This window comes from Streptomyces daliensis (assembly GCF_054782395.1).
On the sequence record NZ_BAAGSO010000015.1, the window covers coordinates 78,859 to 105,852 of the forward strand.

The following is a 26,994-nucleotide window of genomic DNA, read 5'->3' on the forward strand; positions in this document are numbered from 1 at the left end:
CTTGCCATCCACCCCGGTTGATCGGCTAGAGTCAGGCACACGCCGCAGGGCGGGCCGGAAACGGCCTGAACCCCGGAGCGCGCGGGTGTAGCTCAGTAGTAGAGCGCCCTCTTTCCAAGAGGGAGGCGCAGTGTGCGATTCCTGTCACCCGCTCTCACGCTGGACCTCCGATCCGAAACGATCAGGTACAGTATTGGTCGCGCCGCTCAGTGAAAGCTGGGTGGATGCGTGCGGACGTAGCTCAGTTGGTAGAGCGCAACCTTGCCAAGGTTGAGGTCGCGAGTTCGAGCCTCGTCGTCCGCTCAGTGAAATAGGGCCCCGGTCTTCGGACCGGGGCCCTATTTGCGTGAAACCGGGGAAGCCGTGGGCCTACGACAGAAGCCAGGGGCCTATGACATCAGGCCCATGACATTCGTCATCCGGACTCGTGACAGCTCGCACCGCCCGTTCCCTCTCCCGCACGCGAGCCTTGAGCCATGGACGCGATCGAGACCGAGGGACTGAAACGGCGCTACGCGCAGGGCTTCGAGGCGGTGCGCGACGTCTCCTTCTCCGTACGGGAAGGGGAGATCTTCGCCCTGCTGGGCACCAACGGCGCGGGCAAGACCTCCACCGTCGAACTGCTGGAGGGGCTGGCACGGCCGAGCGCGGGGACGGTGCGGGTGCTGGGGTTCGACCCGCTGGCGGACCGCGCCGTGGTGCGGCCCCGCACGGGCGTGATGCTCCAGGAGGGCGGCTTCCCCTCCGAGCTGACGGCGGCCGAGACGGCGCGGATGTGGGCGGGGTGCACGACGGAGGCGCTGCCCGTCGGCGAGGTGCTGGAGCGGGTCGGTCTTTCGGGGCGGCGGGCCGACGTGCGCGTCAAGCAGCTCTCGGGCGGTGAACGGCGGCGGCTCGACCTGGCGCTGGCGCTCATGGGCAGGCCCGAGGTGCTCTTCCTGGACGAGCCGACGACCGGCATGGACCCGGAGGGCCGCCGCGCCACCTGGGAACTGGTGCGCACGCTGCGGGACGAGGGGACGACCGTGCTGCTGACCACCCACTATCTGGAGGAGGCCGAGCAGCTCGCCGACCGCCTCGCGATCATGCGGGCGGGGCGGATCGTGACCTCGGGCACGCCCGAACAGGTCGTCGCGGCCCGCCCGTCCACGATCCGCTTCACCCTTCCCCGGGGCGTCGGCCACGAGCGGCTGCCCCTGTCCGTGCCGGCGGCGGTCGACGGGCAGCGCGTGGAGATCCGTACCCGTGACCTCCAGGGGGCGCTGACCACGCTGCTGCTCTGGGCGCGCGAGCAGGCCGTCGCGCTGGAGGGGCTCCAGGCGCGGGCCGCCTCGCTGGAGGAGGCGTTCCTGGAGATCGCGCGCGAGACGGAGGACACGGACGGCGCGGACGGCCCGGGCAGCGCGGACGGTGGTCCGGGGGCGCCCGCGGGCGCGGCGCACGAGGACGCCGGAGAAATGGACCGGGACGAGAACAAGGTGGGGACGGTATGAGCACGGTGGACGCGAGGCCGACGGATCCGACGGGACGGACGCGGCCGACGCAGCCGACGAGGCGCAGTGCGGGCGGCGGCACCGTCGCGCGTATGAAGGCGCTGGCCAGGGCGGAGCTGATCCTGCTCGTACGCAACAAGTCGGCGCTGTTCACGGCCTTGGCGCTGCCCGTACTGATCACCTTCGCGATGAAGCCGACGGTGGACGGCATGGACCTGGGCGGCACCGGGCTCTCGGCGGGAACGGTGCTCCTGCCGGCGGGGATCGGCTACGTGCTGCTCTTCGCCGTCTACTCCACCCTCGTCGGCAGCTTCGTGACGCGGCGCGAGGAACTGGTGCTCAAGCGGCTGCGCACCGGCGAGCTGCGGGACGGGGAGATACTCGCCGGGGCCGCGCTGCCCATGGTGCTGATCGGCGCGACGCAGTGCGTGCTCCTGCTCGCAGGCGGTGCGGCCGTGCTGGGGATGAATGCGCCGGAGAACCCGCTCGCCGTCGCCCTCGGCGTGCTGCTGGGCATGGTCATGATGGTGGCCATGGCGGCGGCGACCACGGTCATCACGCGGACGACGGAGTCGGCGCAGCTCTCGGCGATGCCGCTGCTGCTGGTCTCCTTCGCCGCCTCCGGGGTCCTGGTGCCGCTGAGCGTCCTGCCCGACACGGTGGCCGACGTGTGCGCCTGGCTGCCCGTCTCGCCGCTGATGGAGCTGGTGCGCGAGGGCTGGTCGGGGGGCCTGGACGGGGCCGGAATGCTGCGCTCCGTGGGGGTCGCCGTGCTGTGGACCGCGCTGGCGGGGTTCGCTGTGCGACGGTGGTTCCGCTGGGAGCCGCGCAGGTAGCGGTACGGGCGAGGCGTCAGGACCGGAAGTGTGAGGGGTGCGGGGCATGCGTGACTGGGGACCCGCCGGGCGCGGGCGCCGCGCCTGGCGGCGGCGCAGCAGGCACGAGCAGGTCGAGGTGACGACGCGGTGGCTGCTCGTCGGCTATCCGTGGTTCATGCTCATCGGCTGCGGTACCCAGCTCGTCACACGGACGGCGCCGGATTCCCTGCCGAAGGCGCTGGCCTGGAGCGTCTTCGGGCTGGGCCTGGTCCAGTGCGTCGTGTCGACCAGGCTCACGCCGCCGTGCATCGAGCGTTACGCCGGTGCCGGGACGTCGGCGGGGGCAGCGGGAGCAGCGGGGGCGGGGGCGGCCGGGACGGCCCTTCCGCGCTTCCATCTGACGGCGCTGGGCGTGCTGCTGACGGCGATCCTCGGGCTGGTGACGGCGCTGACCGAGCTGGACGCGGTGCGGGGCCCGTCGAGCGCGGGCATGGCCCTGTTCGCGGCGCTGGCCCCGCTGGCGATGACGCTGGGGATGGCGGCGCGCAAGCGGGTCTCCGCGCTCGTCTTCGGGGTGTTCACCGTGGTCGCCACCGTCGCGCTCGCGATGGCGGGCGCCGAAGCGCCGCTCGTGGCGGCCACCGTGGTCCTGCTGGCCGTCGGCGCGCTGACCGGGGTGTTCACGGGGCGCTGCTCGGCCTGGTACCTCGCGGTGATGCGGGAACTGGACGAGGCCCGCGACGTACAGGCGAGGCTGGCCGTGGCCGAGGAGCGGCTGCGCTTCGGGCGGGACCTGCACGACGTGATGGGGCGCAACCTCTCGGCCATCGCGCTCAAGAGCGAGCTGGCGGTGCAGCTCGCGCAGCGCGGTTCGTCCGCGGCCGTCGACCAGATGAACGAGGTCCAGCGGCTGGCCCGGGAGTCCCACACGGAGGTACGCGACGTGGTGCGCGGCTACCGGGAGGCGGGCCTGGCCACCGAACTCGCCGGGGCACGGAGCATCCTGCGGGCCGCGGGCACCGACTGCCGGGTCGAGGGGACGGGGGTGGTGGCCGGGCTGCCCATACCGGTGCAGGCGGCGCTGGGCTGGGTGGTCCGCGAGGGCGCGACGAACGTGCTGCGGCACGCGGACGCGACGCGGTGCGCGGTACGGGTCGGGGTCGAGGAGGGTCCCGGGTCCGGTGCCGGTGCCGAAGGTGGGGCGCGGGTGGTGCTCGTGATGGAGAACGACGGGGTCAAGGAGGCCCCGCGCCCCGGGTTCCCGCGCGGCTCCGGCGCCCCCGGCGACTCCGGCGGCCATGGGCTGGCCGGGCTGCGCGAACGCCTCGCCGTGCTCGGCGGCACGCTGACGGTGGAGACTCAGGAGGACGGCACCGGCGCGGGCACGTTCCGGCTGACCGCCGAGGTCCCGGTGGACGAGCCCGTCGCCGGGAACGGGAACGGCGCCGTGGACGGAATCGGCACCGGGGACGTGGACGGAAACAGGGCCGTGGAAAACGAAGGCACGGAGCAGCAGCAGGAGCAGCAGGAGCAGCGGTCCGTGCGCGACGGAGCCGTCGGAGGAGGACAGTGACCGAGCACACAGGTACCGGAGAGGCGGAGGAGCCCGCCGCGCGCACCGTCGTCCGCGTACTGCTCGCCGACGACGAGCACTTGATCCGCGGGGCGCTGGCCGCGCTGCTCGCGCTGGAGGACGATCTGGAGATCGTCGCGGAGGCCGCCTCGGGCCCCGAGGCCGTCGCCATGGCGCGGGCGCACCGGCCCGACGTGGCCGTGCTGGACCTCCAGATGCCGGGCGCCGACGGTGTGAAGGTCGCCACACAGCTCCGCGATCTGCTGCCGGGATGCCGGTCCATGATCGTGACGAGTCACGGCAGGCCGGGACATCTGAAGCGGGCGCTGGCCGCCGGGGTGCGCGGGTTTGTACCGAAGACCGCCTCGGCGCAGCAGCTCGCGGAGATCATCCGCACGGTGCACGGCGGAAACCGCTATGTGGACCCCGAGTTGGCGGCCGACGCGATCAGCGCGGGCGACTCCCCGCTGACGGCCCGCGAGGCGGAACTGCTGGAGCTGGCGGCCGACGGCGCGCCCGTCGCGGAGATCGCGGAGCGCGCCTCGCTGACGCCGGGCACCGTACGGAACTATCTCTCCGCCGCTGCCGCCAAGCTGGGCGCGGAGAACCGGCACACGGCCGTCCGTATCGCCCGCGGACGAGGCTGGCTCTGACCGTCCGGGAGTCCGGCTATACTGGTGCACGCACCGCTCGGAAACGAGTGGACGTGCGGACGTAGCTCAGTTGGTAGAGCGCAACCTTGCCAAGGTTGAGGTCGCGAGTTCGAGCCTCGTCGTCCGCTCAGTGAATCAGGGCCCCGGTCTTCGGACCGGGGCCCTTTTCCGTGCGCTCTCGTGCGCTGTGCGCTGCGCGCGGTTTCCGCAGGGCCCGTTCCGCGTGGCGTCGGCGCCACGCGGAACGGAACGGGTGCGCGGTGCCGCTCAGGACCAGGGGAGGCCGGTCAGCAGGCGGTACGCCTCCGCGTACTTGGCGCGGGTCTGCTCGACGATCTCCGGCGGGAGGGGCGGCGGGGGCTGCTCGCCGTTGTGGTCCCAGCCCGAAGCGGGGCTCGTCAGCCAGTCGCGGACGAACTGCTTGTCGAAGGAGGGCTGCGGGCGCCCCGGCTGCCACTGGTCGGCGGGCCAGAAACGGGACGAGTCGGGCGTCAGCACCTCGTCGGCCAGCACCAGTTCGCCCTCGGCGGCCCCGTCTCCGGACCCGCCCTTCCCCTCGGCGAAGCCGAACTCGAACTTCGTGTCGGCGAGGATGATGCCGCGCTCGCGCGCGATGTCGCGGGCGCGCTGGTAGATGGCCAGGGTGGCCTGGCGCAGCAGCGCGGCGGTGTCGGCGCCGACCTGGCGGGCGACCTCCTCGTACGACACGTTCTCGTCGTGCTCGCCCACCTCGGCCTTCGTCGCCGGGGTGAAGAGCGGGCCCGGCAGCTCGGAGCCGTCGGTCAGCCCCTCGGGGAGCGCGAGGCCGCAGACGGTGCGCGAGCGCTCGTACTCCTTCAGGCCCGAGCCGGTCAGATAGCCGCGCGCCACGCACTCGACGGGGATCATCCGCAGCGAACGGCACACCATGGTGCGCCCCTCCCAGTCGGCGGGGGCGCCCTCGGGGACGTCCGTGCTGATCACGTGGTTCGGCACGATGTCGGCGAGCTGCTCGAACCACCACAGCGACAACTGGGTGAGGATCCTGCCCTTGTCGGGGATCTCGGTGGGCAGTACCCAGTCGTACGCGGACGTGCGGTCGCTGGCGACCATCACGAGGTCGCCCGTCTCGTTCCGGTACAGATCGCGCACCTTGCCCGTGTGCAGATGCACCAGGCCGGGCACCTGTGCGGGGTCGGGCTTCTCCACGAATCCGGACACTGGTCCTCCGGGGGTTACGGTCCAACCGGACCTGGTCGGGAGCCCGATTCTTCCGTACGGTCCCCCGCGTCCCCCGGGAGGGTGCGGCGAAGGCCGGAATTGTCGCGCTCGCTTCGTGCTCACGTCGTGCTCGTGCAGGACGGCCGCCGGGGCGGCCCGCCGCGTTCCCTCGCGTTCGGTCGCGTTCAGTCGCGTTTGCAGATGCGGTCGAGCAGATTGGACGTCGCACGCTGGACCCGCGCGTCGACACAGCCGGGCCGGTCCAGCGCCGGCGACCAGGCGAAAGTGCCGGAGGAGAAGACCAGCGCGCCGGAGCGTGCGCGGTAGAGGGACGTCTCCTGGTGGCGCCGGGTCCTGCGCTCGTCGCGGTACGGGGAGTGCGCGAGCAGCACGCGGTGGGTGTGCTCGGGCAGGCTGGTGCGCGGGAAATAGCGGTCGGCCTCGCCCGCGACGAGGTCGGGCAGTTCGTCACCCTCGGACGCCCCGGTGGCCTCCCACATCCAGTGTCCTGCGTTGCGGACGATGAGCGGATACGGCTCCGGCACCTGGCCCGCGTACTGGATGCCCAGCAACTGCTGCTCCGGCTCGCCCTGTTCGCGCCACAGCGCGGGGCGCCCCGGGCCGCGGCGCTTGCGGCAGGACAGCAGCCGGTCGGGCGCCCCGCTGGACAGCGCCTCCAGCTCCACCTGCCAGTACATGGTGTTGGCGGAGAGGAAGACCAGCGAGGTGCCGTTGTCCCTGGCCTTCTCGGCGGCACGGCGCATCGGCACCGTCCAGTACTCGTCGTGACCGGGGAAGACCAGCCCCCGGTACTGGGTGGGATCGACGCGGCCCGCGTGCAGATCGCGGGCGTCGGCATACGCGACGTCATAGCCGTAACGCTCGGCCCAGCGGATGAAGTCGTAGGCGTGGCCGACATGGAGGGGGAGCCCCGCGCCCGCGTGCGGGCGGTCGAAGGACACCGTCACGGCGGCCTCCGACTCGCCCAGCAGCCGCCCGTCCTCATCCCAGGCGTGGTAGAGGCTGGCGCCCGTGCGGCCGTCCTCGGGGAAGAGGTTGTACGCCTGCCAAGTGACGTCGGGCATCACCAGGAGCAGATCGGCGGGGTCCTGGTCGCGGACGGTGAAGGCGACGTGGGAGCGGCAGCCGTCGGCGGTGGTGAGGACGGCGACATGGGCGCCCGTCGACCAGTACTCCGGGATCTGGAGGCGCCAGGAGAGCCACCAGTGGTGACAGGAGACGGTGCGCTCTGCGGTGAGCGGCGCGGGCTGGACGATGCCGGAGAGGCGCGGGCTGGTTGTGATCTTGGTGGCGCCCTCGCCGCCGTAGTGCCCGATGCGGTAGATGTCGACGCTGAAGGGCTGGGGCGGATTGACCGTGACCCGGAAGTCGATGGACTCACCGGGCGCCGTGCCGCCGTCGTGGGAGGCGAAGCCCTTGATCTGGCACCGTACGTCGTCGGCGGTGCGGGGGCCGCTGCCGCTGCGGATGCGGTGGGCCGGGAGCACCCGGCCGAGGTCCACGGAGTCCACGTACCAGGGAACGACCTGGCCGTTCTCGAAGTAGTGCTCGCTGCCCCGGAGCCAGGGCACCGGGCCCTGCCCGAAGGGATCGGTGACCGCGTGTGCGAGCGCGCCGGATTCCCAGCGCCGGATCTGCTCCGTACCCATTGCTGCTCCCCTCCCTCGTCCCCCGCGCTGCTCCTCCGCTGCCGGTCGAGGCTGGTCACACCCCGTCGCGCCGTTCTTCGTCGCCGTTGCGCGTGGCCATTGCCCGTGGCCGTCACTCTTGGCCCTGGCCCTGGTGTGCTGACGGATCGGGGCCAGCGGCCGTGCGCCGTGTGCCCGTGCTCCGGCTGTCCACGCACGCCCAGCACATCACATAAAGCGAACGCACCGTTACCGTTCGTCGCGAATCCGGTGAAGAGCCGTTGCCCGGGGAGGCGCACCGGAGGGCGCCTTGCGCGGGCTCAGACGAGCCGTACGGGCTTGTCCGGGCGCACGCCGACCTCCGCGAGCCAGTCGCGCAGCGGTCCTGCGTTCCCCTCCTCCACCAGATCGAGCACAGGGCCCGTCAGATCCGCCCTGCGCTCACCGCCGACGAGCAGGGCCGGGCCGTCCAGCCAGTCGAGCCCCGCCGAGGCGCCCGCGGTGTCCACGGCGGCGCAGCACACGGCCGCCGTGATGTGGTCCGCCATCAGCTCCCGGCCGCTGCGCGGCGGCTGGAGCGGCAGCCCGAGAGGAGAGGCCGTGACGTCCCCGGCGCCGGGTATGAGCGGTCCGCCCGACGTCTCCGCGGGGTCCGCCTGGGACACGGCTCTGGTGATCCGGGCCGCGAGGGCATCCGTCGCACCACCTCCCCCGGACAGCCTGTCCATGATCCGGGCGAGGGTCGGGCCCTGGAGGTCCTCGTCGTCCGGGCCGCCAGAGCTTCCGGAACCGCCGGGGTGGCCCCCCATGCGGGCTTCGCCGGAGCGGGGGTCTTCCGAACGGTCGGCGCGCAGGTCCGGCACCTCGTCGAGCGCGGCGAAGAGGCGGGACGCCTCCGTACGCCAGATGACGTCCACGACCTCCTCCGGATACGCGGACCAGTCCACGGGGGACCAGTGCGGGCCGCGCCCGTCCGCTCCCCTGCCCGTGCCGCTCTCCGGGGGCGGGGAGCCGATGAACAGTCGCGCCGCGAGAAGGGAGACCGCGCCGTCGACCGCGCCGGGCTCTTCGAGCAGATCGCAGGCCGGGCGCTCCCCCAGCCTGCTCGCGAAGCCCTCGGCGAGGCGGTCCCGGCGGGACAGCTCGGTGAGGGCCGAGACCACTCCCGCGTCCAGCCGCGCGGGCCAGCGGCCGATGCGCCAGGCGGGGAGCGCGACGCGCGTCAACAATCTGTCCCAGCCCGCGTAGGCGAGGCCGACCTGTTCCTGGGCCACCGTCCGCAGGCCGTAGTCCACGTTCTGCGCGCGGGAGGCGGCAGCCGCTGCGACGCCGCGTTCCATCTCGGCGGCGTGCGGGCCCGCGGCGCGCAGCATCATCCTGGCCGCGCGGCCCACGAAGCGGAGGACGGGCCGCGAGGCAGCGCGGCCCAGCGCGCGCACCAGCCGCGCCCCCGCGCCCCCGGATTCCGCACCGGAGTCCGGCGCGGGCGCCGGCTCGGCGCCCTTGCGGGCGCGGTCGGCGACGGCGACGGCCGCGTCGAGACCCCGCACGAAACGGCGCGAGGCGGCTATGTCCGGGTGCGCCGAGGGGCCCGTGCCCGCGACCACGGGGGCCAGCAGGGCGCGCAGCTCCGCCACCCGCATCCACCACATGAAGGGCGAGCCGATGACCAGCACGGGCGCGGCGCGCGAGGCGCCGCGTGACCGGAAGGCGGAGCCCGCGCGCTGCGCCGGGTGGGTGCGGTCCTCCAGCCAGCTGTCGCAGTCCGGGGTGAGGGCTATCGCGGAGGGGACGGGCACGTCCAGGCGGTCGGCCAGGTCCCGCACCAGGTTGTAGAGATCGGGGGCCGAGCGCTCCTCCAGCGGAACCGTCGGCGACACGGCGGGCCGCGCCCGTGACACCACGGCCGAGACGCACAGCACGGGCAGGAGCACCAGCAGCGCGAAGGCGCTGACGCCCCAGCGCACGCCGTTCCAGTCCGGACCGATCCGTCCCGTCGCGCCCCCGACGAGCAGCACCACCGCGACGGCCGCGGGCAGCAGCGCGACGCCGAGCACGGTGCTGCGGATGCGCAGCACCGCGAGTGCGTGTGCACGCGCGGACCGCGTGCCTGCCTCCTGGCCAACCACGAGCTTGCTCACCCCCAGACGGCATTCCCGGAGCACCGGCCTTCCCGGGCCCGGGATTTTCCGGCTTCACCCCACTGTGGCACCGGGGACTGACAGCGCAATGTGCACGGGGCCAGTCGACGGACGCTCCACACGGCTTGCGCGGAACCCTAGTTGGGGGCCGGTCACCCGTCAGCCGTAAAGCCGAGCGGTCACCCGATGGAATGGCTTTGGGGAGAGCTATTGCGCGTGAGGGGGGTGGGAGAGGTGCCCCATATGCGGCTGGGGGTGCGACGGGACGGGTCGGCGGGACGCGGGCGGCGGGGCCCCAGGTCAGTGGTCCCCGGCCGCATCCCCCGCGTCCCCCGCGTCCTCCGCCGCCTTGCGCGCGATGTCCGTGCGGTGGTGCGAGCCGTCGAGACGGACGCGCCCGACGGCGGCGTACGCGCGCTCGCGCGCCTTCCCCAGGTCCGAGCCGGTCGCGGTGACCGACAGCACGCGCCCTCCCGCACTGACGACGCGCTCCCGCTCGTCCAGCTTGGTGCCCGCGTGCAGCACGTACGCCTTGGGCGCGTCCTGCTCGGCGACCTCCGCCAGTCCCTCGATCGGGTCACCCGTGCGGGGCGCCGCCGGGTAGCCGTGCGCGGCGACGACGACCGTGACGGCCGCGCCGTCGCTCCAGCGCAGCGGCGGGAACTCCGCCAGTTGCCCCGTCGCGGCGGCGTGCAGCAGCCCCGCCAGCGGCGTCTTGAGCCGGGCGAGCACGGCCTGGGTCTCCGGGTCGCCGAAGCGCGCGTTGAACTCGATGACGCGCACGCCGCGCGAGGTGATCGCGAGGCCCGCGTACAGCAGCCCCGAGAAGGGCGTGCCGCGGCGGCGCAGCTCGTCGACGGTCGGCTGGAGCACCGTCTGCTCGATCTCGTCCACGAGCTTGGGGTCGGCCCAGGGCAGCGGGGAGTAGGCGCCCATGCCGCCCGTGTTCGGGCCCTCGTCGCCGTCGTAGGCGCGCTTGAAGTCCTGCGCGGGCTGGAGCGGGACGACGGTCTCGCCGTCGGTGACCGCGAAGAGGGAGACCTCGGGGCCGTCCAGGAACTCCTCGATGACGACCCGCTCGCAGGCCAGCGCGTGTGCGCGGGCCTCCTCGACGTCCGGGGTCACCACGACGCCCTTGCCTGCGGCGAGGCCGTCGTCCTTGACGACATACGGGGGGCCGAAGGCGTCGAGGGCCTCGTCGATCTGCGCGGGCTCGGTGCACACGTAGCTACGGGCCGTGGGGACGCCCGCAGCCGCCATGACGTCCTTGGCGAACGCCTTGGAGCCTTCGAGCTGGGCCGCCTCCGCCGACGGGCCGAACACGGGGATGCCCCGGGCGCGCACGGCGTCGGCGACGCCCGCGACGAGCGGGGCCTCCGGGCCGACGACGACGAGGTCGGCCGCGACCTCCTGCGCGAGACCGGCGACGGCGGCACCGTCGAGCGCGTCGACGGCGTGCGACGTGGCGATCTCCGCTGTGCCCGCGTTGCCGGGGGCGCAGTGGAGCGCTGTGACGTCGGGGTCGAGCGAAAAAGAGCGGCACAGGGCGTGTTCGCGGGCACCGCCGCCAATGACCAGGATCCTCACGCCCCCCAGCCTATCCGCGCTCCGCGCCGCGTCTCCCCGCCCTCCCTCGGGGGCCGGGGGACGCGGGTCGCGTCCTACGGCGGGAACTCTTTCGGGTGAGGGGGTTGAGGTGGTGTGGGGGGATGGGTGCTGGTTAGGGGCGGGGAGCAGGGGGGTGTGGCGGTGCAGGGACGTTTGGGGGATACGTCAGACTTTCCGGGTGGTCGGGATACGGCCTGTCGCAAGGGTTGTTGGGAGTGGCGGGGTGAGTCAGCCGGGGATGCAGCCCGAGGGTGCTTACCGGAAGGGCGGCGCGCGGCGTGGGGATCTGCGGCGCCGGGATCCGCGGCGCAGGGATCTGCTGGGCCGGGCGTTTCCGCAGGGGGACTGGGAGGAGCCCTACGGGCGGCTGAACGAGCTGTACCAGTGGGTGGAGCACGGCGCGCTGCGGATCGTGGAGTGGTATCTCGTCGACCGCGTGTGGAAGCGCAGGGGCGCCCGCGTGCTGCGGGCCGGTGCCGCGGCGGGCGTCGCCGCGGGCGCCGCGCTGCCGCTCCTGGAGGTGACGGGCACCGTGCCGGACGTCGGCGCCTGGGGGTACGTGGCGCTGCTCGGCGCCGCCGCCTGCGTCGGCGCCGACCGCTATTTCGGGCTGACGGCCGGGTGGATGCGGGACGTGGCCACCGCGCAGGCGGTCCAGCGGCGGCTGGAGGCGCTCCAGTACGACTGGGCGACGGAGAGCATCCGCGAGGTGCTGGGCCCTGCCGAGGGCACCACGGGGGAGGCGGCCGAGCGGTCGCTGGGGGTGCTGCGGCGGTTCTCCGAGGACGTCGCGGAGATCGTGCGGGACGAGACCACGGACTGGATGACGGGGTTCCGCGCCGGGCCCGTACCGCTCCAGACGCAGGCCGTCGCCGCGCGCGCGGCGCCGCGCGCGCGGCAGGAGGAGGACGGGCTCGCGCGAGGCGGCTGTCCGACGGCGAACGAGCGGTTCACGCTGCCGCCGGGGACCCGGCCGAGCATGCCCCGTCAGCGCCCGCCGGGCAGCGGCCCCGGCGGGCCCGCGGGCCCCGGCGGATTCGGCGGCCCGAACGGCTCGGGCGGGCCCGGCGGGCCACCACGGTTCGGCTGATCAGCGGCTGATCCGCGGCGGGCCCGCCGGGACGGCGCGGGCGGTGAGCGCCCCCGGCCGGAGCACGGGCGGGCAGCGCGTCCCGCGAAGCACGGGGACGGCACGTCCCGCTGAGCGCGCGGGTCAGCTGAAGACGATCATCGAGCCCTGGGCCAGGCTGCGCGTCACCGCCGCGTGCAGGCCGAGCCAGACGTGCCGTTCGCGGGCGAAGGGGCCGTCCCCGTAGGCGACGGGTGAGGTCGCGGGCTCCTCCAGCTCCGTCGGATGGGACGGCGGCTCGGGCGCCGCGGGCGGGTTGGCGTGGTCGATGCCCAGATACGGGGCGACCGCCTCCAGTTCGCGCAGCAGCCCGTGCCCCGAGCCGAGCGGGCCGCCGCCCTCCAGGAGTTCGTCGTTCGCCAGGGGTGCGGCGAAGTCGATGGGGACGTAGGCGCCCGCGTGGTCGTAGTGCCAGACGAGGTGGGACTGCTGGGCGGTCGCCTCGAACATCTCCAGCAGTTGTTCGTAGTCGCCGCCCAGTTCGTCGACGGGCGTGACCTCCAGGCCGTGCAGCTGGAGGAGGTAGGCGCGGCGCAGGAAGTGCAGCGCGTCGTAGTCGAAGCCCGCGACGGGCGCGACGTCGCCTGACAGGCCCGGCATGTAGTTGTAGACGGGGACCGGAGGCAGCCCCGCGTCGTTCAGTGCCTTGTCGTAGGAGGCGATCTCCTCCGCGAACGGATTGTCGGGGCTGTGACACAGCACGTCGACGAGGGGAACCAGCCAGAGATCACACGCCAAGGATTTGCTCCCATCCACAACGGGTGGCGAGCCGTGCGGAGACCGCACGGACGCTGTTGGACTCACTGTGCCCGGTCGGCCGCCGCGTCAGTCCGCCCGCGGCCGAGCAGTCGGGGACGGACGGCCGCGAGGCGGGGGCGGGCGGGAGACGGACGGCTGGACGGACACGGGTGCCGTTCGGTCTGTCAGACGTGACAGCGTAATGCCCCGCTCGCCCCACGCACACGGGCCGTCACGTTTCGGAAACGTCCCGGTTCTCACGCGGGACGTCCTGGTTCTCATCCGGACCGTCCCGGCCCTCCCAGCCCTCCCGGCCTTCCGGGCCCTCCTGACCCTCGCGTGCCGCGCGGCAGTTGGCCACCTGGTCCAGCGCGTGCTGGTTGTAGGCGGCGACGAGGCGCTGCGCCGTGGCCGCGTCGCGCCGGGTCACCGCGTCGGCCAGTTCCCTGTGCCCGGACCACAGGCGCCCCGCGAGCGAGCGCTCGCGGCGCAGCCACGGCACCGAGAACACCCAGCACTGGACGCGCAGGCGGTCGAGGAAGTCGCAGATGTACGGGTTGCTGACCAGGCCGCCCAACTCGCGCCAGTAGCGGAGGTCGTAGCCGATCAGGACGTCGAGGTCGCCGGTGAGCGCGGCCCGTTCGGCGGACTCGGCGCGGCGGTGCACGGAGGCGAGCACCTCGGGCTCGGTGTCCGCGAGCCATTCGCCCGCGAGGTGCGCGCGGTGGAAGATGCCGTCGAGCACGAGGGTGCGCGCCTCGACCATCGCGCGGAAGTCGCCGAGCGTGAACTCGTGCACCCGGAAGCCCCGGTGCTGCTCCATGTCCAGGAGCCCCTGTGCGGCGAGGTCCACCAGAGCCTCGCGCACAGGGGTGGCGGAGACGCCGAACTGCTCGGCGATCTCCTTGACGGTGAAGTCCCGGCCCGTCGGCAGGCGTCCGGCCAGGATCTCGTCGCGCAGCGCGGCGGCGATCTGCGCGCGCAGGGTGCTGCGCCGGATCATGGCCGTCGGCCCTCCCCGTCGACGGCCGTGCCGCCGATGCCTCCGCTCACGCCGCTCACGCCGCTCACTCCGCTCCGCCTCCCTGGTCAGCCACGCGCGGCGTCGGTCGCGGCACCGGCGGCGTCGACGGTGTGCGCGTCGGCCTCGTTCAGCGCCGCGTCGAGGACGGCCAGGCCCTCCTTCGCCTCCGCCTCGGTGACGGTGCACGGCGGGACGACGTGCGTGCGGTTCATGTTCACGAAGGGCCACACGCCGCCGCGCTTGCAGGCCGCCGCGAAGGCGGCCATCGGCGCGTTCGCCGCGCCGCTCGCGTTGTACGGCACCAGCGGCTCGCGCGTCGCGCGGTCCTTCACCAGGTCGAGCGCCCAGAAGACGCCCATGCCGCGCACCTCGCCGACCGACGGGTGCCGCTCGGCGATCTCGCGCAGCGCCGGGCCGATCACGTTCTCGCCGATGTGCGCCGCGTGCTCGACGATGCCCTCCTCGGCCATGGCGTTGATCGTCGCGACGGCGGAGGCGCAGGCCAGCGGGTGCCCCGAGTAGGTGAGGCCGCCGGGGTAGGGGCGCTGGTCGAAGGTGGCCGCGACGGCACCGGAGATGGCGACGCCGCCGAGCGGGACGTAGCCGGAGTTGACGCCCTTGGCGAAGGTGATGAGGTCGGGCACGACGTCGAAGTGGTCGGCAGCGAACCAGGCGCCCGTGCGTCCGAAGCCCGCCATGACCTCGTCGAGGACGAAGACGATGCCGTGGCGGTCGCAGATCTCGCGCACGCCCGCGAGGTAGCCGGGCGGCGGCACGAGGATGCCCGCCGTGCCGACGACGGTCTCCAGGACGACCGCCGCCACGGTCTGCGGGCCCTCGAAGGCGATGGTCTCCTCAAGGTGGGCCAGCGCCCGCTCGCACTCCTGCTCCTCGGTCTCGGCGTAGAAGTGGGAGCGGTAGGCGTGCGGGCCGAAGAAGTGGACGACGCCCGCCGTGCCGTTGTCGGAGGGCCAGCGCCGCGCGTCCCCCGTGATGTTGATGGCCGCGCCCGTGGCGCCGTGGTACGAGCGGTAGGTGCTGAGGATCTTGGGGCGGCCCGTGTGGACGCGGGCCATGCGCACGGCGTGCTCGACGGCCTCGGCGCCGCCGTTGGTGAAGAAGATCTTGTCGAGGTCGCCCGGCGTGCGCTCTGCGATGAGCCGCGCGGCCTCGGCCCGCACGTCCACGGCGAAGCCGGGCGCCATCGTGCACATGCGCCCCGCCTGCTCCTGGATGGCGGCGACGACCTTGGGGTGCTGGTGGCCGATGTTGGTGTTGACGAGCTGGGAGGCGAAGTCGAGGTAGCGGTTGCCCTCGTAGTCCCAGAAGTACGAGCCCTCGCCGCCCGCGATGGGCAGGGGGTCGATGAGGCCCTGGGCCGACCAGGAGTGGAAGACGTGGGCGCGGTCGGCTGCCTTGACCGCCGCGCCGGCGGCGGGGTCGGGTGCGGGCGTCTCGGCGGAGTGCGCGGAGTGCGTCGTCGTCACGGTCGCTACCTCGGTTCGTCGCGTGTCGTCGCGGTTCGTCGCGTGTCGTCCGCCCGGACAGGGGGCCTCCCGCGCCCGTGGGGGAGCGCGGGGGAGGACGGACGCCCCCACCCTATGGATCAGTCGTCGTCCTCGTCCTCCGGTACGACTGTCGTGTGGGGTTTCCCATCGTCGCAGCGTACGGCGACGGTGATGTCGTCGGCGTCGTCCGCGAGCGGTTCCAGCTCGACGGTGGCGCTGCGCGCTGGGCCGCGCTCGACCTCGTCCACGCTGTAGCCCTCGGCGGGGCTCCAGCTCAGGAGGCGGACGGTGCCGTCGGGGCGGCAGTCGGCCGTGGCGGTGGCGACGCCGTCGGGGAAGCGGACGGTGGAGGGCGGCGCGGGCTTCTCGGAGGGCGTCCCGCTGGAGGCTGCCCCGCTGGAGGGGCTCCCCTTGGACGGCGCCCCCTTCGACGGGGACGCGCTCGCGGAAGCGGAAGCCGAAGCGGAGGCAGCGGCGGCGCGCTCCTGGGCCAGCTCCTGCCGTACGCCCGCGTCGCTCAGCGGCTCGGGCCGCTCGTACTGGCCGCCCGGGTCCGCGTGCGCGAACGACCACGCGCCCAGTACCGCCGCAGCGGCCACCGAGCACACCCACGCCGCCGCTGCCACACCGCGCCGCCGCGTGGGTCCCTCGGCCCCCTCGGTCCCCTCGGTCCCCTCGCCCGCGCCGCGCGCGGCGGTCTCGTCCTCAGCCATGCCGCCAGTGTGGCGCGCGCTTCCCTAACGCCCGGTTAAGGCCCCCACAAAATCGCTGGCCGGTACACGTACCCGGTGTTTCCCTGCCGCGGGCCCTCGCTACCGTGACGGGTATGTCCCATCTCCTGGTCGTCGAGGACGACCCCCAGCTCCGCGGCGCCCTCGTACGCGCGCTGCGCGACCGCGGGCACGCCGTGGCCACCGCCTCGACCGGGATGGCGGGCCTGGACGCGGCCGTCACGCACCGCCCCGACCTCGTGGTGCTCGACCTGGGCCTGCCCGACGTGGACGGCGGCAGCGTGCTGCGGATGCTGCGGTCCGTGAGCGACGTGCCCGTCATCGTCGCGACGGCCAGGGACGAGGAGACCGACATCGTCGCGGCGCTCGGCGACGGCGCCGACGACTACATCGTCAAGCCCTTCGGCTCCGGCGAGCTGGACGCGCGGATCAAGGCGGTGCTGCGGCGGCTGGGCGCGGGCGCCGCCGAGGAACCGGAGGCGCCCGTACGGGTCGGCGGGCTCAGCGTCGCGCCCTCGGCCCGCGAGGTGACGCTCGACGGGGAGCCGCTGGAGCTGACGCCGCGCGAGTTCGACCTGCTGTGCTACCTCGCCCGGCGCGAGGGCCAGGTCGTCTCGCGGCGCGAGCTGCTGGCCGAGGTCTGGCAGCAGCCGCTGGGCGGCGCGGACAAGACCGTCGACGTGCACCTGTCCTGGCTGCGGCGGAAGCTGGGCGAGACGGCCCAGCGCCCGCGCTATCTGCACACGGTGCGCACGGTCGGCGTCAAGCTCGCGGCCCCCGAGGAGAAACCGGAAGGCGGCGGGGACGCCGGAGACGGGGAGGGCGGCCGTGCGTAGGCAACTGCTGGTGCTGATCGGGACGACGACCGCCGTCGTCCTCGCCGTCCTCCTGGTCCCGCTGGCCCTGCTGGCCCGCAGCCACGCGGAGGACCGCGCGATGACGGACGCGACCGAGCGCGGGCAGTCCGTCGCGGCCGTCGTGGGCGGCTCGCTCGTCGGCGCCGGTGCGGGAGGCGCGGCCGAGCGGGACGGGCGCGACGTGGTGCGCGGTGTGCTGGATGGGCTGAACGGGAGGGGGCAGCCGCGTACGTCGGTCGTCCTCGCCGACGGGGACACCCTGGGCAAGCGGGCGCCCGACGTGAGCACGGCGGCGCTGCGGCTGGCCCGGCACGGGCGGGCCTTCACCTACTCGCCGGCGTCGGGCGGGCGCGTGGTCATGGTCCCCGTGCTGGGGACGGGCTCGGACGCGAAGACGGGCTCGGACGCGAAGGAGAACGGCGCCTCTGTCGTGCAGGTCGCCGTGAGCGAGGGCCAGTTGCGGGCCGGTGTGCTGCCGTCCTGGCTGGCGGTCGCGGGGCTCGGCGTGGCCCTCATGCTGCTGGGCCTCGCCTTCGCGGACCGGCTCGCCGCGCGCCTCGTGCGGGCCACGCGGCTGCTCGCCGGGGTCGCCGACCGGCTGGCGGGCGGGCAGCTCGACGCGCGGGCCGAGCCGTTGGGGCCCGACGAGCTGCGCCTCGTCGCGGGGCGGCTGAACGAACTCGGGGAGCGCATCGGCGGGCTCGTCGCCGCCGAGCGGGAGCGCGCCGCCGACCTCGCGCACCGGCTGCGTACGCCCGTCGCCGCGCTGCGCCTCGACGCCGAGGGCCTGCGCGACCCGGAGGAGGCGGCCAGGATCGGGGCCGGGGTCGTGGCGCTGGAGCGCAGCGTGGACGAGGTGATCCGCACGGCGCGCAGGGCGGGCGCCGAGCCGGGCAGCGAGCGCGCCGACCTCGCAGCCGTCGCCAGGGAGCGCGCCGGGTTCTGGGCGCCGCTCGCCGAGGACCAGGGCCGGGCCGTGTCGGTGACGGTGCCGTCCGGGAGCGTCGTGGTGCGGGTGTCGGGCGACGATCTGCGGGCGCTGCTCGACGCGCTGATCGGCAACGTCCTGGACCACACCCCCGACGGCACCGGGCTGTGGGTGACCGTCACGGACGACGGCGTCCTGCTGGTGGAGGACGACGGGCCCGGCTTCCCCGACGACGGCGACGGCGACGGGGGCGGCGAGAGCGTGACGGCACGGGGCAGCAGCGGCGCGGGCTCGACGGGGCTCGGCCTGGACATCGCCCGCCGCACGGCGGAGGACTCCGGCGGCGGGGTCACCTTCGGCGCGGCGGGCGACGACGGCCGGGGGCAGGCGCGGGGCGCGCGCGTGCGGTGCCGCTTCGGGCTCGCCTGAGAGGGCTCGCCGAGGCGCGCCGGGCACATCGGGCGCGTCCGGTACGTCACCCGCGGCCGGGGAACGCCGTCGCCAGGCCACGGTGCCAGCGGTTGGAGGGCAGGGAGGGGCGGAGTGCGCCCAGAGCGGCGTACTTGGTGAAGTCGGCGGGCCGTATCCCGTACGCGTGCAGCATCCGGTCCGCCTCCGTCAGATGCCCGGCCGACTTCGTCTCGACGAGGACGAGATCGCTCGCGCCCCGCACGCCACGCGACTCGTCGGCCGCCGCGTCCCGGCAGACCAGGCCCGCGTCGCACGTGATGCGCTGGCCCTCGGCGACGAGCGTCGCGCGCAGGTAGTCCGTGACGAGGGAGGGGCGCAGGGAGGTGGGCGCCTCGATCCCGTAGACGGAGGACAGGGTCTCCTCCAGGAAGCGCCGGGGCCGGTCGCCGAGCGCGGAGCCCTCCAGTGGCTGGCGGTACTTCACCGTCTCGCCCCTGCTCCCCTTCAGCTTCAGCTCGAACTGCCGCTCCCCCGAGTCCTCGTAGAGCCGCTCCCGGATCTTGAACCGGTGCCGGCGCTCCTGGCGGTGGTCGTGGTACGAGCGCAGTCCCTCGGTGTCGTAGTAGACGGAGTGGTAGCGGAACCAGCGGCGGCCGTCGATGGACAGCGCGCGGAAGGGGTCGCGGCGGCGCGGGTCGGTGAGGCGGGCCGCGAAGTCCAGGAAGACGCGGGCCGGGACGAAGTAGGCGCGGTCGAACCGGGCCAGGAGCTGGGCGCGGGCGAGGACGTCGGAGAGCGCGATGGGGTGCGCGGAGAGCGCGGCGCGGCCAATGGCGCGGACGGCGGGGGCGGTCATACGGCGGCCTCCTGGGAGTGGTCGGCGATCGCGGTCGTGGACGTGGGCTCGGTCGTGGACGCGGCGTAGGGGGCGGGCGCCGGAGCCGTGCGGTCGGCGCGCTCGGGGCGCTCGGCGCGGGCCGCGTGTCCCGTACCGTCCGCGTGGTGCGCGGGCGCCGCGCTCAGGCGGTAGCGGACGTCGACGACGGCGAGATCGCGTACGTAGTCGATCTCCTGAACCTTCCACGACTGCGGTTCCCCCAAGCGCTCGCGCACATACGCCTCCACGGCGTCCGGCTCGGTCAGCGCCGCGTCGAAGGTGACGACCGCGCGGAGCGTACGGGCGAAGAGGCGCGGGTGGTCGGCGGCCCAGACCACGGCGAGCGGCAGCGCGCACAGCGTGGCGGCGAGCGCGAAGGGCAGGTGGGGCAGGCCCGCTATGAGGCCGAGGACGAGGGTCGTGAAGTAGTAGGCGACCTCCTCGTTCTGGATGGACTCCGACCGCAGCCTGATCATCGACAGCACGCCGAAGAGGCCGAAGCCGAGCGCGAGCCCGCCGTCGCCGCCGACCCGCGCGAGCGCCGCGACCACCGCGAACAGCGAGACGTTCAGCGCGAGGTAGGCGGGCACGAGGTCCCGGCGCCGGTGTCTCGGGTAGTAGACCGCGAACGTCAGCGTCAGGACGGCGACGAGGTCGAGGCCCAGGTGGGCGAGGAGTTGACTGATCGAATCCATGCCGAGGACGCTAGGCAGCCGAGGGTTAACGCGACCTCCTCCAGCCGTTAAAGGTCGCGGGCCGCGCGATCGGGCGGCGGCGAACGTATCGAGACCGAATCGGATGCGCTCCCTCGCACATCCGGCCGTCCGGGCACCTCTATCCTCGGACCAGCCGACACCGGGCATCGGGGGAGAGGTAGCACACATGAAGCGGCTGAGTACCGAAGATCCACGCTGGATCGGGGGTTACCGGCTGCTCGGCAGGCTGGGCGAGGGCGGCATGGGCCTCGTGTATCTGGCGCGCTCCGAGCGCGGCCGTACGGTCGCGGTCAAGGTCGTGCAGTCCGAGCTTGCCAGGCAGCCCGACTTCCGCCGCAGGTTCGCGCTGGAGATCGCGGCGGCCCGCCGCGTCGGCGGCACCTGGACGGCGCCCGTCCTGGACGCCGACACCGAGGCGGACACGCCCTGGGTCGCGACGGGTTACGTCGCGGGCCCCTCCCTCACCGAGGTCGTCGACGAGCACTACGGCCCGCTGCCCGAGCACTCCGTCACCGCGCTGGCCTCCGGCCTGGTCCAGGCGCTGCGCGCCGTGCACGACGCCGGGCTCATCCACCGCGACCTCAAGCCGTCCAACGTCCTGATCACCATCGACGGCCCCCGCGTCATCGACTTCGGCATAGCGCGCGCCCTCGACACGGCCGTCCAGTCGGCGGGCGGGCTGACCCGCACGGGCGCGCTCGTGGGCTCGCCCGGCTTCATGTCGCCCGAACAGGTGCGGGGGGAGCGGGTCACGACCGCGAGCGACGTCTTCTGCCTCGGCGCCGTGCTCGCGTACGCGGCGACGGGCCGGATGCCCTTCGGCACCTCCGACAGCGGCATCCACGCGCTGCTCTTCCGCATCGCCGAGGAGGAGCCCGATCTGACGGGCATATCCGGCGCGCTGCGGGAGCTGATAGCCGACTGCCTCGTCAAGGACCCGGCGGGCCGCCCCGGTCTCGACGCGCTCACCGAGCGGACCGGCGGCGGCGCACTCGCCGCGACGTGGCTGCCAGGCGAGGTGCTGGCCCAGCTCGGACGGCACGCCGTCCAGCTCCTGGACAGCGAGGACCCGGAGGGCCAGCAGCAGTCCCCGTACAACGGCCCCTCGACGCCTCCCCCGTCGTCCCCCTCGTCCGCGTCGTCCCATGGGGCGGCCTCCACCCCGCCGCCCCCGGTCTCCTCCACCCCGCCGCCGTCCTTCGGCGCGCCGACCGGCGTGTACGGGCCGCCCACGGGCGTCATGGGCGCTCCGGGCCCGGCGGGCCCGTACGGGCAGCCGCAGCCGCAGCCGTGGCAACCGCAGCCGCCGGGCCCCGGACCCGGCATCCCGAACACCCCGAACCCCGGCTTCGCCGTCGGCCCGTCCTACGGCCCCAACGGCCCCAACGGCACCCCCGCGCCCGCCCCCGCGGCCGCGCCGCCGCCCCCGAGCCGCCCCGCGCGCTCGCCGCAGCCGCTGGCCCGGTACATCAACCTGCTGCTGGGCCTTCTCCTGGCGTGGAACGTGGCCGATCTCGTCGTGCTGCTGATGGTGGACTCGTCGCTGACCGCGATGGAGGGCTCCCTGCGCGAGGTCGACACGGCGACGGACTTCGTCCTGCTGAAGAACTCCACCGTCGCGATGGAGGTCCTCGCCGCCGTCATCGGGCTGCCGCTGATCGTGCTGTGGACGGTGTGGTTCTGGCGGGTACGGGTCAACGCGGAGCACTTCGCGCCCGGCCGCATCCGCTACGCGCCCGAGCTGGCCGCCGCCTCCTGGTTCATCCCGGTCTGCAACCTGTTCATGCCGAAGCAGATCGCCAACGACGTGTGGACGGCCAGCCTTCCCGGCACGGGCCAGTGGTACGGGCAACAGCGCCCGCGCGTGCCGCGCGGCGTGGTCAACGCGTGGTGGACCCTGTGGGTCATCACCTTCTGCCTCGACTTCATCGGCTCCTGGGAGAGCTGGTACGACTCGACGAGCCTGAGCGACGCCCAAGGGGTCGTCGCCGTCGGCCTGTTCACCGACTTCTTCGGTATCCCGGCCGCGATCCTCGCCCTCGTCTACGTCATCCGCCTCAGCTCCGTACAGCACGACAGGCTGACCGCCACACCGTGACCGCAGCACCTCCCCACTCCCGTCGCACCACCTTCACCACGCCCCTGACCTGCCCACATGTCCGCGCAGTGCGGCGTCGGCCCCACCCGTAACGGCCGAAAGGGAACCGGTTGGCAGCCCTCCTGTGACCTTCGTGAACGACAGTGAGAAGGTCTCAGGACGGACGCACACGAACCGAGATGAGGGACGGGATGGGAGACCTGGCAGCGGACGACCCGCAGTGGATAGGCGGTTACCGGCTGCTGAGCAGGCTCGGCAGCGGGGGCATGGGCCGCGTCTATCTCGCGCGCTCCGAAGGCGGCAGGACCGTCGCGGTCAAGCTCGTCAAGACCGAACTGGCCTCCCAGGAACTGTTCCGCGCCCGCTTCCGTCAGGAGGTGGAGGCGGCGCGGCGCGTCGGCGCGCGCTGGACGGCGCCCGTCCTGGACGCCGACACCGAGGCGGACACGCCCTGGGTCGCCACCGGTTACATCGCGGGCCCCTCCCTCGACGAGGTCGTCTCCGGCAGCGTGCGGGGCGGCCACGGGCCGCTGCCCGAGCGCTCCGTACGCACCCTCGCCTACGGGCTCGCCAGCGCCCTCCTCGACATCCACGGCGCCGGGCTGATCCACCGCGACCTCAAACCGTCCAACGTCCTGCTCACGATCGACGGCCCCCGCGTCATCGACTTCGGCATAGCCCGCGCCCTCTACGCGCTCCCCGAGTCCTCGATGACCAGCACCGGGGTCACCGTCGGCTCCCCCACCTTCATGTCGCCCGAGCAGATCAGGAGCCAGAACCTGACCCCGGCGAGCGACGTGTTCTGCATGGGCACGCTGCTGGCGTACGCGGCGACGGGCCGGCCGCCGTTCGGCGGGGGCGGTCCCGGCGGCGTCCACTCGGTGATGTTCCGCATCGCGACGGAGGACCCCGATCTGGAGGGCATCACCGAGCCGCTGCTGAGCCTGATCTCGGACTGCATGGCGAAGGACCCCGAGAAGCGGCCAGCGCCCGAGGACGTCGTCGCGCGCGTCCAGCCCATCTCCACGGGCACCGCCTCCGCACCCTGGCTCCCCGCGACGCTCATCGCCGAACTGGGGCGGCACGCCGTGCAGCTTCTCGACACGGACACGCCGCCCTCGGGCTCGCGCGACACGGCCCGTACGGGGGCGGGGCAGGGGCAGGGGCAGGGCGCGGAGGCGTCCGCGACGCCGCCGCCGGGGGCCGGTTCCGCTTCCGGCTCCGGCTCTGAGGCGCCGGCGGCGCAGCACGGCGTGCTCGCGAGCGCGTCCGACGGTGCGGAGACGGGGCTCGTCGGCACGGGAGCCAAGGGGGCCAGGTCCGGCGGCGCGGGCGGCGCGGAGACCGGAAGCGCGCGTGGCGGACGGTCCCGGCGGCGCCGCCTCCTGCTGGCGCTGGGCGCCGTGGTGCTGGTCGCGTGCGCGGGGGTCGTCGCCTCGGGGGCCGACGTGCCGCTGCTGGGCTCGGTCTCGGGCGCGGACGACGCGAGCGGCAGCGGCGCTTCGGACGTCCCCGCCGACTTCGTCGGCACCTGGAGCGGTCCCGTCGACAGGTACGGGGAGCCGACGGGCCAGTACCGGCGCTTCGTCATCTCGAAGGGGGCCGTGGGCGAGATCGTCGCCGACAGCATCAGCCTGGGCAAGACCTACGAGTGCAAGAGCGACGGCAAGCTCGACACCGTCACGACGAACTCCAACGGCAAGACGTCGGTGGAGCTGGACACCAAGGTCGTCAAGAGCGTGCCCGACGGCAGGTGCTCGGCCCTGGGCTCCCACACCCTCATCCACAACTCCGACGGCACCCTCACCTGGAAGGCCGCAGGGCGCAGCGCGAAGCTCCGCAAGGTCACCGGCGCCGAGAAGATCCCCGACGCCTACATCGGCACCTGGCAGCGCCCCCTGGCCAACGGCGGCACGCAGCGCATGACGGTGGAGCGCAAGCCCGTGGGCAGCGCCGCCGTCACTCTGGTCTCCGAGGGCGGCGGCGAACACTGCGAGGCGTCCGTCGACCTCTTCTCCGCGGGCGGCACGGACGAACCCCTGCGCGTGGCACCCCCCTTGGTGAACCAGAAGCGCTCCTCGGGCGACTGCGCCACCGGCGACGCGTCGGAACTGCGCGTCACCGGTGACGGCCAGCTCGTCCGCGAGTTCCCCGGCGGCTACACGTCGCTGACGTACACCCGCGTGAACTGACGCCGGGGGCCCGGCGGGCCTACCAGCGCACTCCCGAGGGCCCCTGGACGGGCTGACGGCAGCCGGGGACGGCGCCGCTCGACGTGGTCGGCGCGGCGGGCTCCTCCGCGAGGGCGAAACAGAGCTGCGCGTGCAGGAGTTCCGCTTCCGCGGGGCTGAGCCGTAGGGCCAGGTCGCCGTCGAACGTCCCGCCCTTCCGCAGCCACAGGTGGATGGCGAGCCGCCCGTCCGCCTCCCGCTGCACGGGCTTGCTGGGCACGCGGCTGACGTGCAGCCCGTCGCCCTCGCCGTTGCCGTCGCCGTTCCGGACCGGAGTGCTTTCCATCAGGCCGCCACCCCCACTGCGGCGGGCGCGCCGACGGGGTGCCCGTGGATGACCCACGGCCCGACGTCGACCCCGTCCAGCGCGAGGGCGAGCGCGGTGCGGCGTTCCTGGCGCTCGTGCGCCAGGAAGTACGGCCGCACGAGGGGCCCGGCCGCACCGTCGAGCACCGGTGCGTCCCGGTGAGCGCGAGCGCTCACCGGCAGATGCGGCGGTTCGCTGACGCGGGTGAGCAGGCGTCGGCCGCTGGTGGTGCGGGGCGAATGGGCTGCCGGGTTCGCCGGACGCGGGCGGCGAGTCAGTGAGACGAGTGTTTGTTTCAGGGCAAGCCAGATACGGTGAGTCATGCTGACGCTCCTGGTAAGGGTGGCGTTGGCCATGCCTCGGGGTGCGCCTACACCGCCGGGGCATTTTCGCGTCCGCGGCAACTCCCTCGCGGACGCTCCGGTTTGAAGAACCGTAGACCCAAACGTAGTGAACTTACAACGTGTTGTAATCAAGTGCGCCCAACTGGCATATGCCGTACTGGAAGCGCGGCAAAAAGCCCCTCTCCCGAGCAGGCGAGGGGCAGAATGCGTCAGCAACCGGTCATATCAGGTCGTCGAACTCGCCCGCCTTGGCGCCGTCCAGGAAGGCCCGCAGCTTCGCCGGGGTCGTCCGCACGACTCGGTCCGGCTCATCGCTCTCCCGCACCAGGATGTCGCCGTTGTGCGAGGCCAGCTCCAGGCAGTTGCCTTCGGGCTGCTCCGAGAAAGAGGACTTGCGCCACTGGATGTCCACTGTGTTCACCTTCATAGTTCCTGCACGACGTGCTGTATGAAGTCGCGGGACCGGCTCGGACTCAGAGAACGGTGCTCCATGCGGTCCAGTACGTCACGGTAGTTGGCGAGGTGAGTCTCCGCGTGCAGGTATGACGAGCCCACAGGTGTGTCCGTCTGCACGGTATCGAGCCGTGTCACGGGGCCGTACGCGTACAACGTCGAGCTTGCCGCTGCGGGGAAGCCGCCCGCGGCGAAGGGAAGGACGCGCAATTCCACACTCTCCCGCTCGGACTCCCTCAGCAAATGAGCGAACTGGGCCCTGACCACACGGTCGCCGCCGAACCGCATACGCAGCGCGGCCTCGTGGAGGATGAAGACGCAGTGCGGCGGGTTCTCCCGGTCGAGCACCTCGCTGCGCCGCATGCGGAAGGCGAGCGTGCGCGCGAAGTTCTCGGGCGCCAGCGGGGGCACCGCCTGCTCGATGACCGCGCGTGCGTAGTCCTCGTGCTGGAGCAGCCCCGGCATATGGGTGATCTGGGCGCTTCGCATCGCGACCGCGTAGTGCTCCAGCTCCGCGAGATCGAGCCCTGGCGCGCTCACGAAGTCCCGGTACTCGTCCCACCAGTTGACGTTCGCGGCGCGCCGTTCCCTGGCCATGTCGGCGAGTGCGTCGACGTAGTCCGGCTCCGGGCAGGAGTAGTTGGCCGCCCAGACCCGCACTCGGTCGGGGCTGACGCCGAACCGACCGGACTCCGTGTTGCTGACGGTGGTGCGGTCCGTGCGGTGTATCGCGGCGGCCTCGTTGATCGTCAAGCCAACGTGCTCGCGCATCTTCCGCAGCTCCGCACCCAACCTGCGCTGCCGCTCGGTCGGAGGCACCCTCGACGCCATCCAGCCCCTCCTTCTGAATCCCCGGCGCAGCCTAGTAGCCGCCGGGAACGGAGCGAGCGCGGACGAGCAGGGTGCGGACGTTCTGGGGGTCCGGCGCTTCCAGCCGGGTGTCGATGTCGGTGAAGCCGTGATGTTTAAGGAGGTCGGCCCAGGTGTCGGGGGTGTAGGCCCAGCGCACTTCGAGGCGTCGCGGCCCTCGCAGACCGTAGGCGTAGATGCCCTGCGGTCCGTAGTAGCCCTCCAGCGCCTCGGCGTGCGCGAAGACGAGCACGCCCCCGGGGGCGAGGCGGGGTGCGATCAGGGGCAGCAGGCGTTCGGGGTCGGTGAACCAGATCGCGCCCCAGCAACTGTAGACGGCGTCCCAGACGGTGTCGGTGGCGGCGAGGAACGCGCAAGCCTCTGCTTCCACGAACGTCAGGCCGGGGCCGGTTCGACTTCGCCGGGCGCGTTGGATCTGCGCGGAGGAGTGGTCGACGCCGGTGACCTGGACGCCGTGGTGGCGGGCGAGGTAGGCGGCTTCCGCGCCATCGCCGCATCCCAGATCCAGGGCGGTTCGGGGGGTGCCCAGCAACTCGGCGCCCGGCCCGTGGCCGGGGTATTGGGTCCAGTCGAACCGCGAGAGGTCCGGGCGGCCCTCCGATGCGGGGCGCGGCTGCGCCTGGGGGGCGGGGGGCAT

The 26,994-nt window shown here is 73.4% G+C and carries 24 protein-coding genes and 3 tRNA genes; 12 read left to right on the top strand and 15 right to left on the bottom strand.

Going from position 1 to position 26,994, the window contains the following annotated elements:
* Window positions 1-81: 81 nt before the first annotated feature.
* The 7 genes from ACYVOO_RS04480 (at window position 82) to ACYVOO_RS04510 (ending at window position 4,665) form a co-directional block, all read left to right on the top strand.
* Window positions 82-153, top strand: a tRNA-Gly gene (locus tag ACYVOO_RS04480).
* A 77-nt stretch (window positions 154-230) separates the two neighbouring features.
* Window positions 231-303, top strand: a tRNA-Gly gene (locus tag ACYVOO_RS04485).
* A gap of 173 nt (window positions 304-476) precedes the next feature.
* Entirely contained in the window at window positions 477-1,493 is a 1,017-nt protein-coding gene (locus ACYVOO_RS04490) for an ABC transporter ATP-binding protein (protein ID WP_461014328.1), read from the top strand.
* The gene (locus tag ACYVOO_RS04495) at window positions 1,490-2,329 is read left to right on the top strand and encodes an ABC transporter permease (protein WP_461014329.1); all 840 of its coding nucleotides are present in this window, start codon (window positions 1,490-1,492) and stop codon (window positions 2,327-2,329) included. The genes ACYVOO_RS04490 and ACYVOO_RS04495 overlap by 4 nt, the downstream gene beginning before the upstream one ends.
* A gap of 46 nt (window positions 2,330-2,375) precedes the next feature.
* Window positions 2,376-3,884 (top strand): sensor histidine kinase, encoded by a 1,509-nt coding sequence (locus ACYVOO_RS04500; RefSeq protein ID WP_461014330.1) that lies wholly within the window; start codon window positions 2,376-2,378, stop codon window positions 3,882-3,884.
* Complete coding sequence (locus ACYVOO_RS04505; RefSeq protein ID WP_461014331.1) at window positions 3,881-4,537, top strand: response regulator transcription factor; 657 nt, start codon at window positions 3,881-3,883, stop codon at window positions 4,535-4,537. The genes ACYVOO_RS04500 and ACYVOO_RS04505 overlap by 4 nt, the downstream gene beginning before the upstream one ends.
* 55 nt (window positions 4,538-4,592) lie before the next feature.
* Window positions 4,593-4,665 (top strand) — tRNA-Gly (locus ACYVOO_RS04510).
* A gap of 139 nt (window positions 4,666-4,804) precedes the next feature.
* Here the strand turns inward: ACYVOO_RS04510 and ACYVOO_RS04515 are convergent.
* The 4 genes from ACYVOO_RS04515 to purD form a co-directional block, all read right to left on the bottom strand.
* On the bottom strand, window positions 4,805-5,737 hold the full coding sequence (locus tag ACYVOO_RS04515) for a phosphoribosylaminoimidazolesuccinocarboxamide synthase (protein WP_461014332.1): 933 nt from the start codon (window positions 5,735-5,737) through the stop codon (window positions 4,805-4,807).
* A gap of 185 nt (window positions 5,738-5,922) precedes the next feature.
* Window positions 5,923-7,407, bottom strand: a complete 1,485-nt coding sequence (locus ACYVOO_RS04520) for a N,N-dimethylformamidase beta subunit family domain-containing protein (RefSeq protein ID WP_461014333.1) — start codon at window positions 7,405-7,407, stop codon at window positions 5,923-5,925.
* A gap of 299 nt (window positions 7,408-7,706) precedes the next feature.
* Window positions 7,707-9,527 carry a hypothetical protein gene (locus ACYVOO_RS04525; RefSeq protein ID WP_461014334.1) on the bottom strand — a complete coding sequence of 607 codons (1,821 nt, stop codon included), beginning with the start codon at window positions 9,525-9,527 and terminating at the stop codon, window positions 7,707-7,709.
* Window positions 9,528-9,827: 300 nt separating this feature from the next.
* Window positions 9,828-11,114, bottom strand: a complete 1,287-nt coding sequence (purD, locus tag ACYVOO_RS04530; protein ID WP_461014335.1) for a phosphoribosylamine--glycine ligase — start codon at window positions 11,112-11,114, stop codon at window positions 9,828-9,830.
* A gap of 244 nt (window positions 11,115-11,358) precedes the next feature.
* Between purD and ACYVOO_RS04535 the strand changes: the two genes are divergently transcribed.
* A complete protein-coding gene (locus tag ACYVOO_RS04535; RefSeq protein ID WP_461014336.1) occupies window positions 11,359-12,225 on the top strand; it encodes an SLATT domain-containing protein in 867 nt (288 codons plus the stop codon).
* 123 nt (window positions 12,226-12,348) lie between these two features.
* Here ACYVOO_RS04535 and ACYVOO_RS04540 read toward each other — a convergent pair whose 3' ends face one another.
* The 4 genes from ACYVOO_RS04540 to ACYVOO_RS04555 all read right to left on the bottom strand — a co-directional run bounded on the left by ACYVOO_RS04540 (window position 12,349) and on the right by ACYVOO_RS04555 (window position 16,247).
* On the bottom strand, window positions 12,349-13,002 hold the full coding sequence (locus tag ACYVOO_RS04540; protein WP_453348376.1) for a hypothetical protein: 654 nt from the start codon (window positions 13,000-13,002) through the stop codon (window positions 12,349-12,351).
* A gap of 232 nt (window positions 13,003-13,234) precedes the next feature.
* On the bottom strand, window positions 13,235-14,005 hold the full coding sequence (locus ACYVOO_RS04545) for a GntR family transcriptional regulator (RefSeq protein WP_461014337.1): 771 nt from the start codon (window positions 14,003-14,005) through the stop codon (window positions 13,235-13,237).
* Between the two features lie 86 nt (window positions 14,006-14,091).
* Window positions 14,092-15,513 (bottom strand): aminotransferase class III-fold pyridoxal phosphate-dependent enzyme, encoded by a 1,422-nt coding sequence (locus ACYVOO_RS04550; RefSeq protein ID WP_461014338.1) that lies wholly within the window; start codon window positions 15,511-15,513, stop codon window positions 14,092-14,094.
* Between the two features lie 119 nt (window positions 15,514-15,632).
* Window positions 15,633-16,247, bottom strand: coding sequence for a hypothetical protein (locus ACYVOO_RS04555; protein WP_461014339.1), 615 nt, complete (start codon window positions 16,245-16,247; stop codon window positions 15,633-15,635).
* Between the two features lie 113 nt (window positions 16,248-16,360).
* Between ACYVOO_RS04555 and ACYVOO_RS04560 the strand changes: the two genes are divergently transcribed.
* Together ACYVOO_RS04560 and ACYVOO_RS04565 are read left to right on the top strand one after the other, a co-directional pair.
* Window positions 16,361-17,101 (top strand): response regulator transcription factor, encoded by a 741-nt coding sequence (locus tag ACYVOO_RS04560; protein WP_461014340.1) that lies wholly within the window; start codon window positions 16,361-16,363, stop codon window positions 17,099-17,101.
* The gene (locus ACYVOO_RS04565; RefSeq protein WP_461014341.1) at window positions 17,094-18,479 is read left to right on the top strand and encodes a sensor histidine kinase; all 1,386 of its coding nucleotides are present in this window, start codon (window positions 17,094-17,096) and stop codon (window positions 18,477-18,479) included. Before ACYVOO_RS04560 ends, ACYVOO_RS04565 begins: the two co-directional genes overlap by 8 nt.
* Window positions 18,480-18,525: 46 nt before the next feature.
* On the opposite strand, the gene ACYVOO_RS04570 is transcribed toward ACYVOO_RS04565, so the two are convergent.
* Window positions 18,526-19,317: a VTC domain-containing protein gene (locus ACYVOO_RS04570; RefSeq protein ID WP_461014342.1), complete on the bottom strand. Its 792-nt coding sequence runs from the start codon at window positions 19,315-19,317 to the stop codon at window positions 18,526-18,528.
* Window positions 19,314-20,033, bottom strand: a complete 720-nt coding sequence (locus ACYVOO_RS04575; protein WP_461014343.1) for a DUF4956 domain-containing protein — start codon at window positions 20,031-20,033, stop codon at window positions 19,314-19,316. The genes ACYVOO_RS04570 and ACYVOO_RS04575 overlap by 4 nt, the downstream gene beginning before the upstream one ends.
* 187 nt (window positions 20,034-20,220) lie before the next feature.
* Between ACYVOO_RS04575 and ACYVOO_RS04580 the strand changes: the two genes are divergently transcribed.
* On the top strand, window positions 20,221-22,152 hold the full coding sequence (locus ACYVOO_RS04580) for a protein kinase domain-containing protein (RefSeq protein WP_461014344.1): 1,932 nt from the start codon (window positions 20,221-20,223) through the stop codon (window positions 22,150-22,152).
* A 191-nt stretch (window positions 22,153-22,343) separates the two neighbouring features.
* Window positions 22,344-24,344, top strand: coding sequence for a serine/threonine-protein kinase (locus ACYVOO_RS04585; protein WP_461014345.1), 2,001 nt, complete (start codon window positions 22,344-22,346; stop codon window positions 24,342-24,344).
* 19 nt (window positions 24,345-24,363) lie between these two features.
* Here the strand turns inward: ACYVOO_RS04585 and ACYVOO_RS04590 are convergent, their stop codons facing one another.
* The 5 genes from ACYVOO_RS04590 to ACYVOO_RS04610 form a co-directional block, all read right to left on the bottom strand.
* Window positions 24,364-24,669 (bottom strand): hypothetical protein, encoded by a 306-nt coding sequence (locus ACYVOO_RS04590; RefSeq protein ID WP_461014346.1) that lies wholly within the window; start codon window positions 24,667-24,669, stop codon window positions 24,364-24,366.
* On the bottom strand, window positions 24,669-24,866 hold the full coding sequence (locus ACYVOO_RS04595) for a hypothetical protein (protein WP_461014347.1): 198 nt from the start codon (window positions 24,864-24,866) through the stop codon (window positions 24,669-24,671). The genes ACYVOO_RS04590 and ACYVOO_RS04595 overlap by 1 nt, the downstream gene beginning before the upstream one ends.
* A 388-nt stretch (window positions 24,867-25,254) precedes the next feature.
* Entirely contained in the window at window positions 25,255-25,455 is a 201-nt protein-coding gene (locus ACYVOO_RS04600; RefSeq protein WP_461014348.1) for a DUF397 domain-containing protein, read from the bottom strand.
* 2 nt (window positions 25,456-25,457) lie between these two features.
* Complete coding sequence (locus ACYVOO_RS04605) at window positions 25,458-26,318, bottom strand: Scr1 family TA system antitoxin-like transcriptional regulator (protein WP_461014349.1); 861 nt, start codon at window positions 26,316-26,318, stop codon at window positions 25,458-25,460.
* A gap of 31 nt (window positions 26,319-26,349) precedes the next feature.
* A complete protein-coding gene (locus tag ACYVOO_RS04610) occupies window positions 26,350-26,994 on the bottom strand; it encodes a class I SAM-dependent methyltransferase (protein ID WP_461014350.1) in 645 nt (214 codons plus the stop codon).

Coding starts and splice junctions, on each gene's coding strand:
- ACYVOO_RS04490 (WP_461014328.1), top strand. CDS start 477: ATGGACGCGATCGAGACCGAGGGACTGAAACGGCGCTACGCGCAGGGC.
- ACYVOO_RS04495 (WP_461014329.1), top strand. CDS start 1,490: ATGAGCACGGTGGACGCGAGGCCGACGGATCCGACGGGACGGACGCGG.
- ACYVOO_RS04500 (WP_461014330.1), top strand. CDS start 2,376: ATGCGTGACTGGGGACCCGCCGGGCGCGGGCGCCGCGCCTGGCGGCGG.
- ACYVOO_RS04520 (WP_461014333.1), bottom strand. CDS start 7,407: ATGGGTACGGAGCAGATCCGGCGCTGGGAATCCGGCGCGCTCGCACAC.
- ACYVOO_RS04545 (WP_461014337.1), bottom strand. CDS start 14,005: ATGATCCGGCGCAGCACCCTGCGCGCGCAGATCGCCGCCGCGCTGCGC.
- ACYVOO_RS04555 (WP_461014339.1), bottom strand. CDS start 16,247: ATGGCTGAGGACGAGACCGCCGCGCGCGGCGCGGGCGAGGGGACCGAG.
- ACYVOO_RS04560 (WP_461014340.1), top strand. CDS start 16,361: ATGTCCCATCTCCTGGTCGTCGAGGACGACCCCCAGCTCCGCGGCGCC.
- ACYVOO_RS04570 (WP_461014342.1), bottom strand. CDS start 19,317: ATGACCGCCCCCGCCGTCCGCGCCATTGGCCGCGCCGCGCTCTCCGCG.
- ACYVOO_RS04575 (WP_461014343.1), bottom strand. CDS start 20,033: ATGGATTCGATCAGTCAACTCCTCGCCCACCTGGGCCTCGACCTCGTC.
- ACYVOO_RS04580 (WP_461014344.1), top strand. CDS start 20,221: ATGAAGCGGCTGAGTACCGAAGATCCACGCTGGATCGGGGGTTACCGG.
- ACYVOO_RS04585 (WP_461014345.1), top strand. CDS start 22,344: ATGGGAGACCTGGCAGCGGACGACCCGCAGTGGATAGGCGGTTACCGG.
- ACYVOO_RS04590 (WP_461014346.1), bottom strand. CDS start 24,669: ATGGAAAGCACTCCGGTCCGGAACGGCGACGGCAACGGCGAGGGCGAC.
- ACYVOO_RS04605 (WP_461014349.1), bottom strand. CDS start 26,318: ATGGCGTCGAGGGTGCCTCCGACCGAGCGGCAGCGCAGGTTGGGTGCG.
- ACYVOO_RS04610 (WP_461014350.1), bottom strand. CDS start 26,994: ATGCCCCCCGCCCCCCAGGCGCAGCCGCGCCCCGCATCGGAGGGCCGC.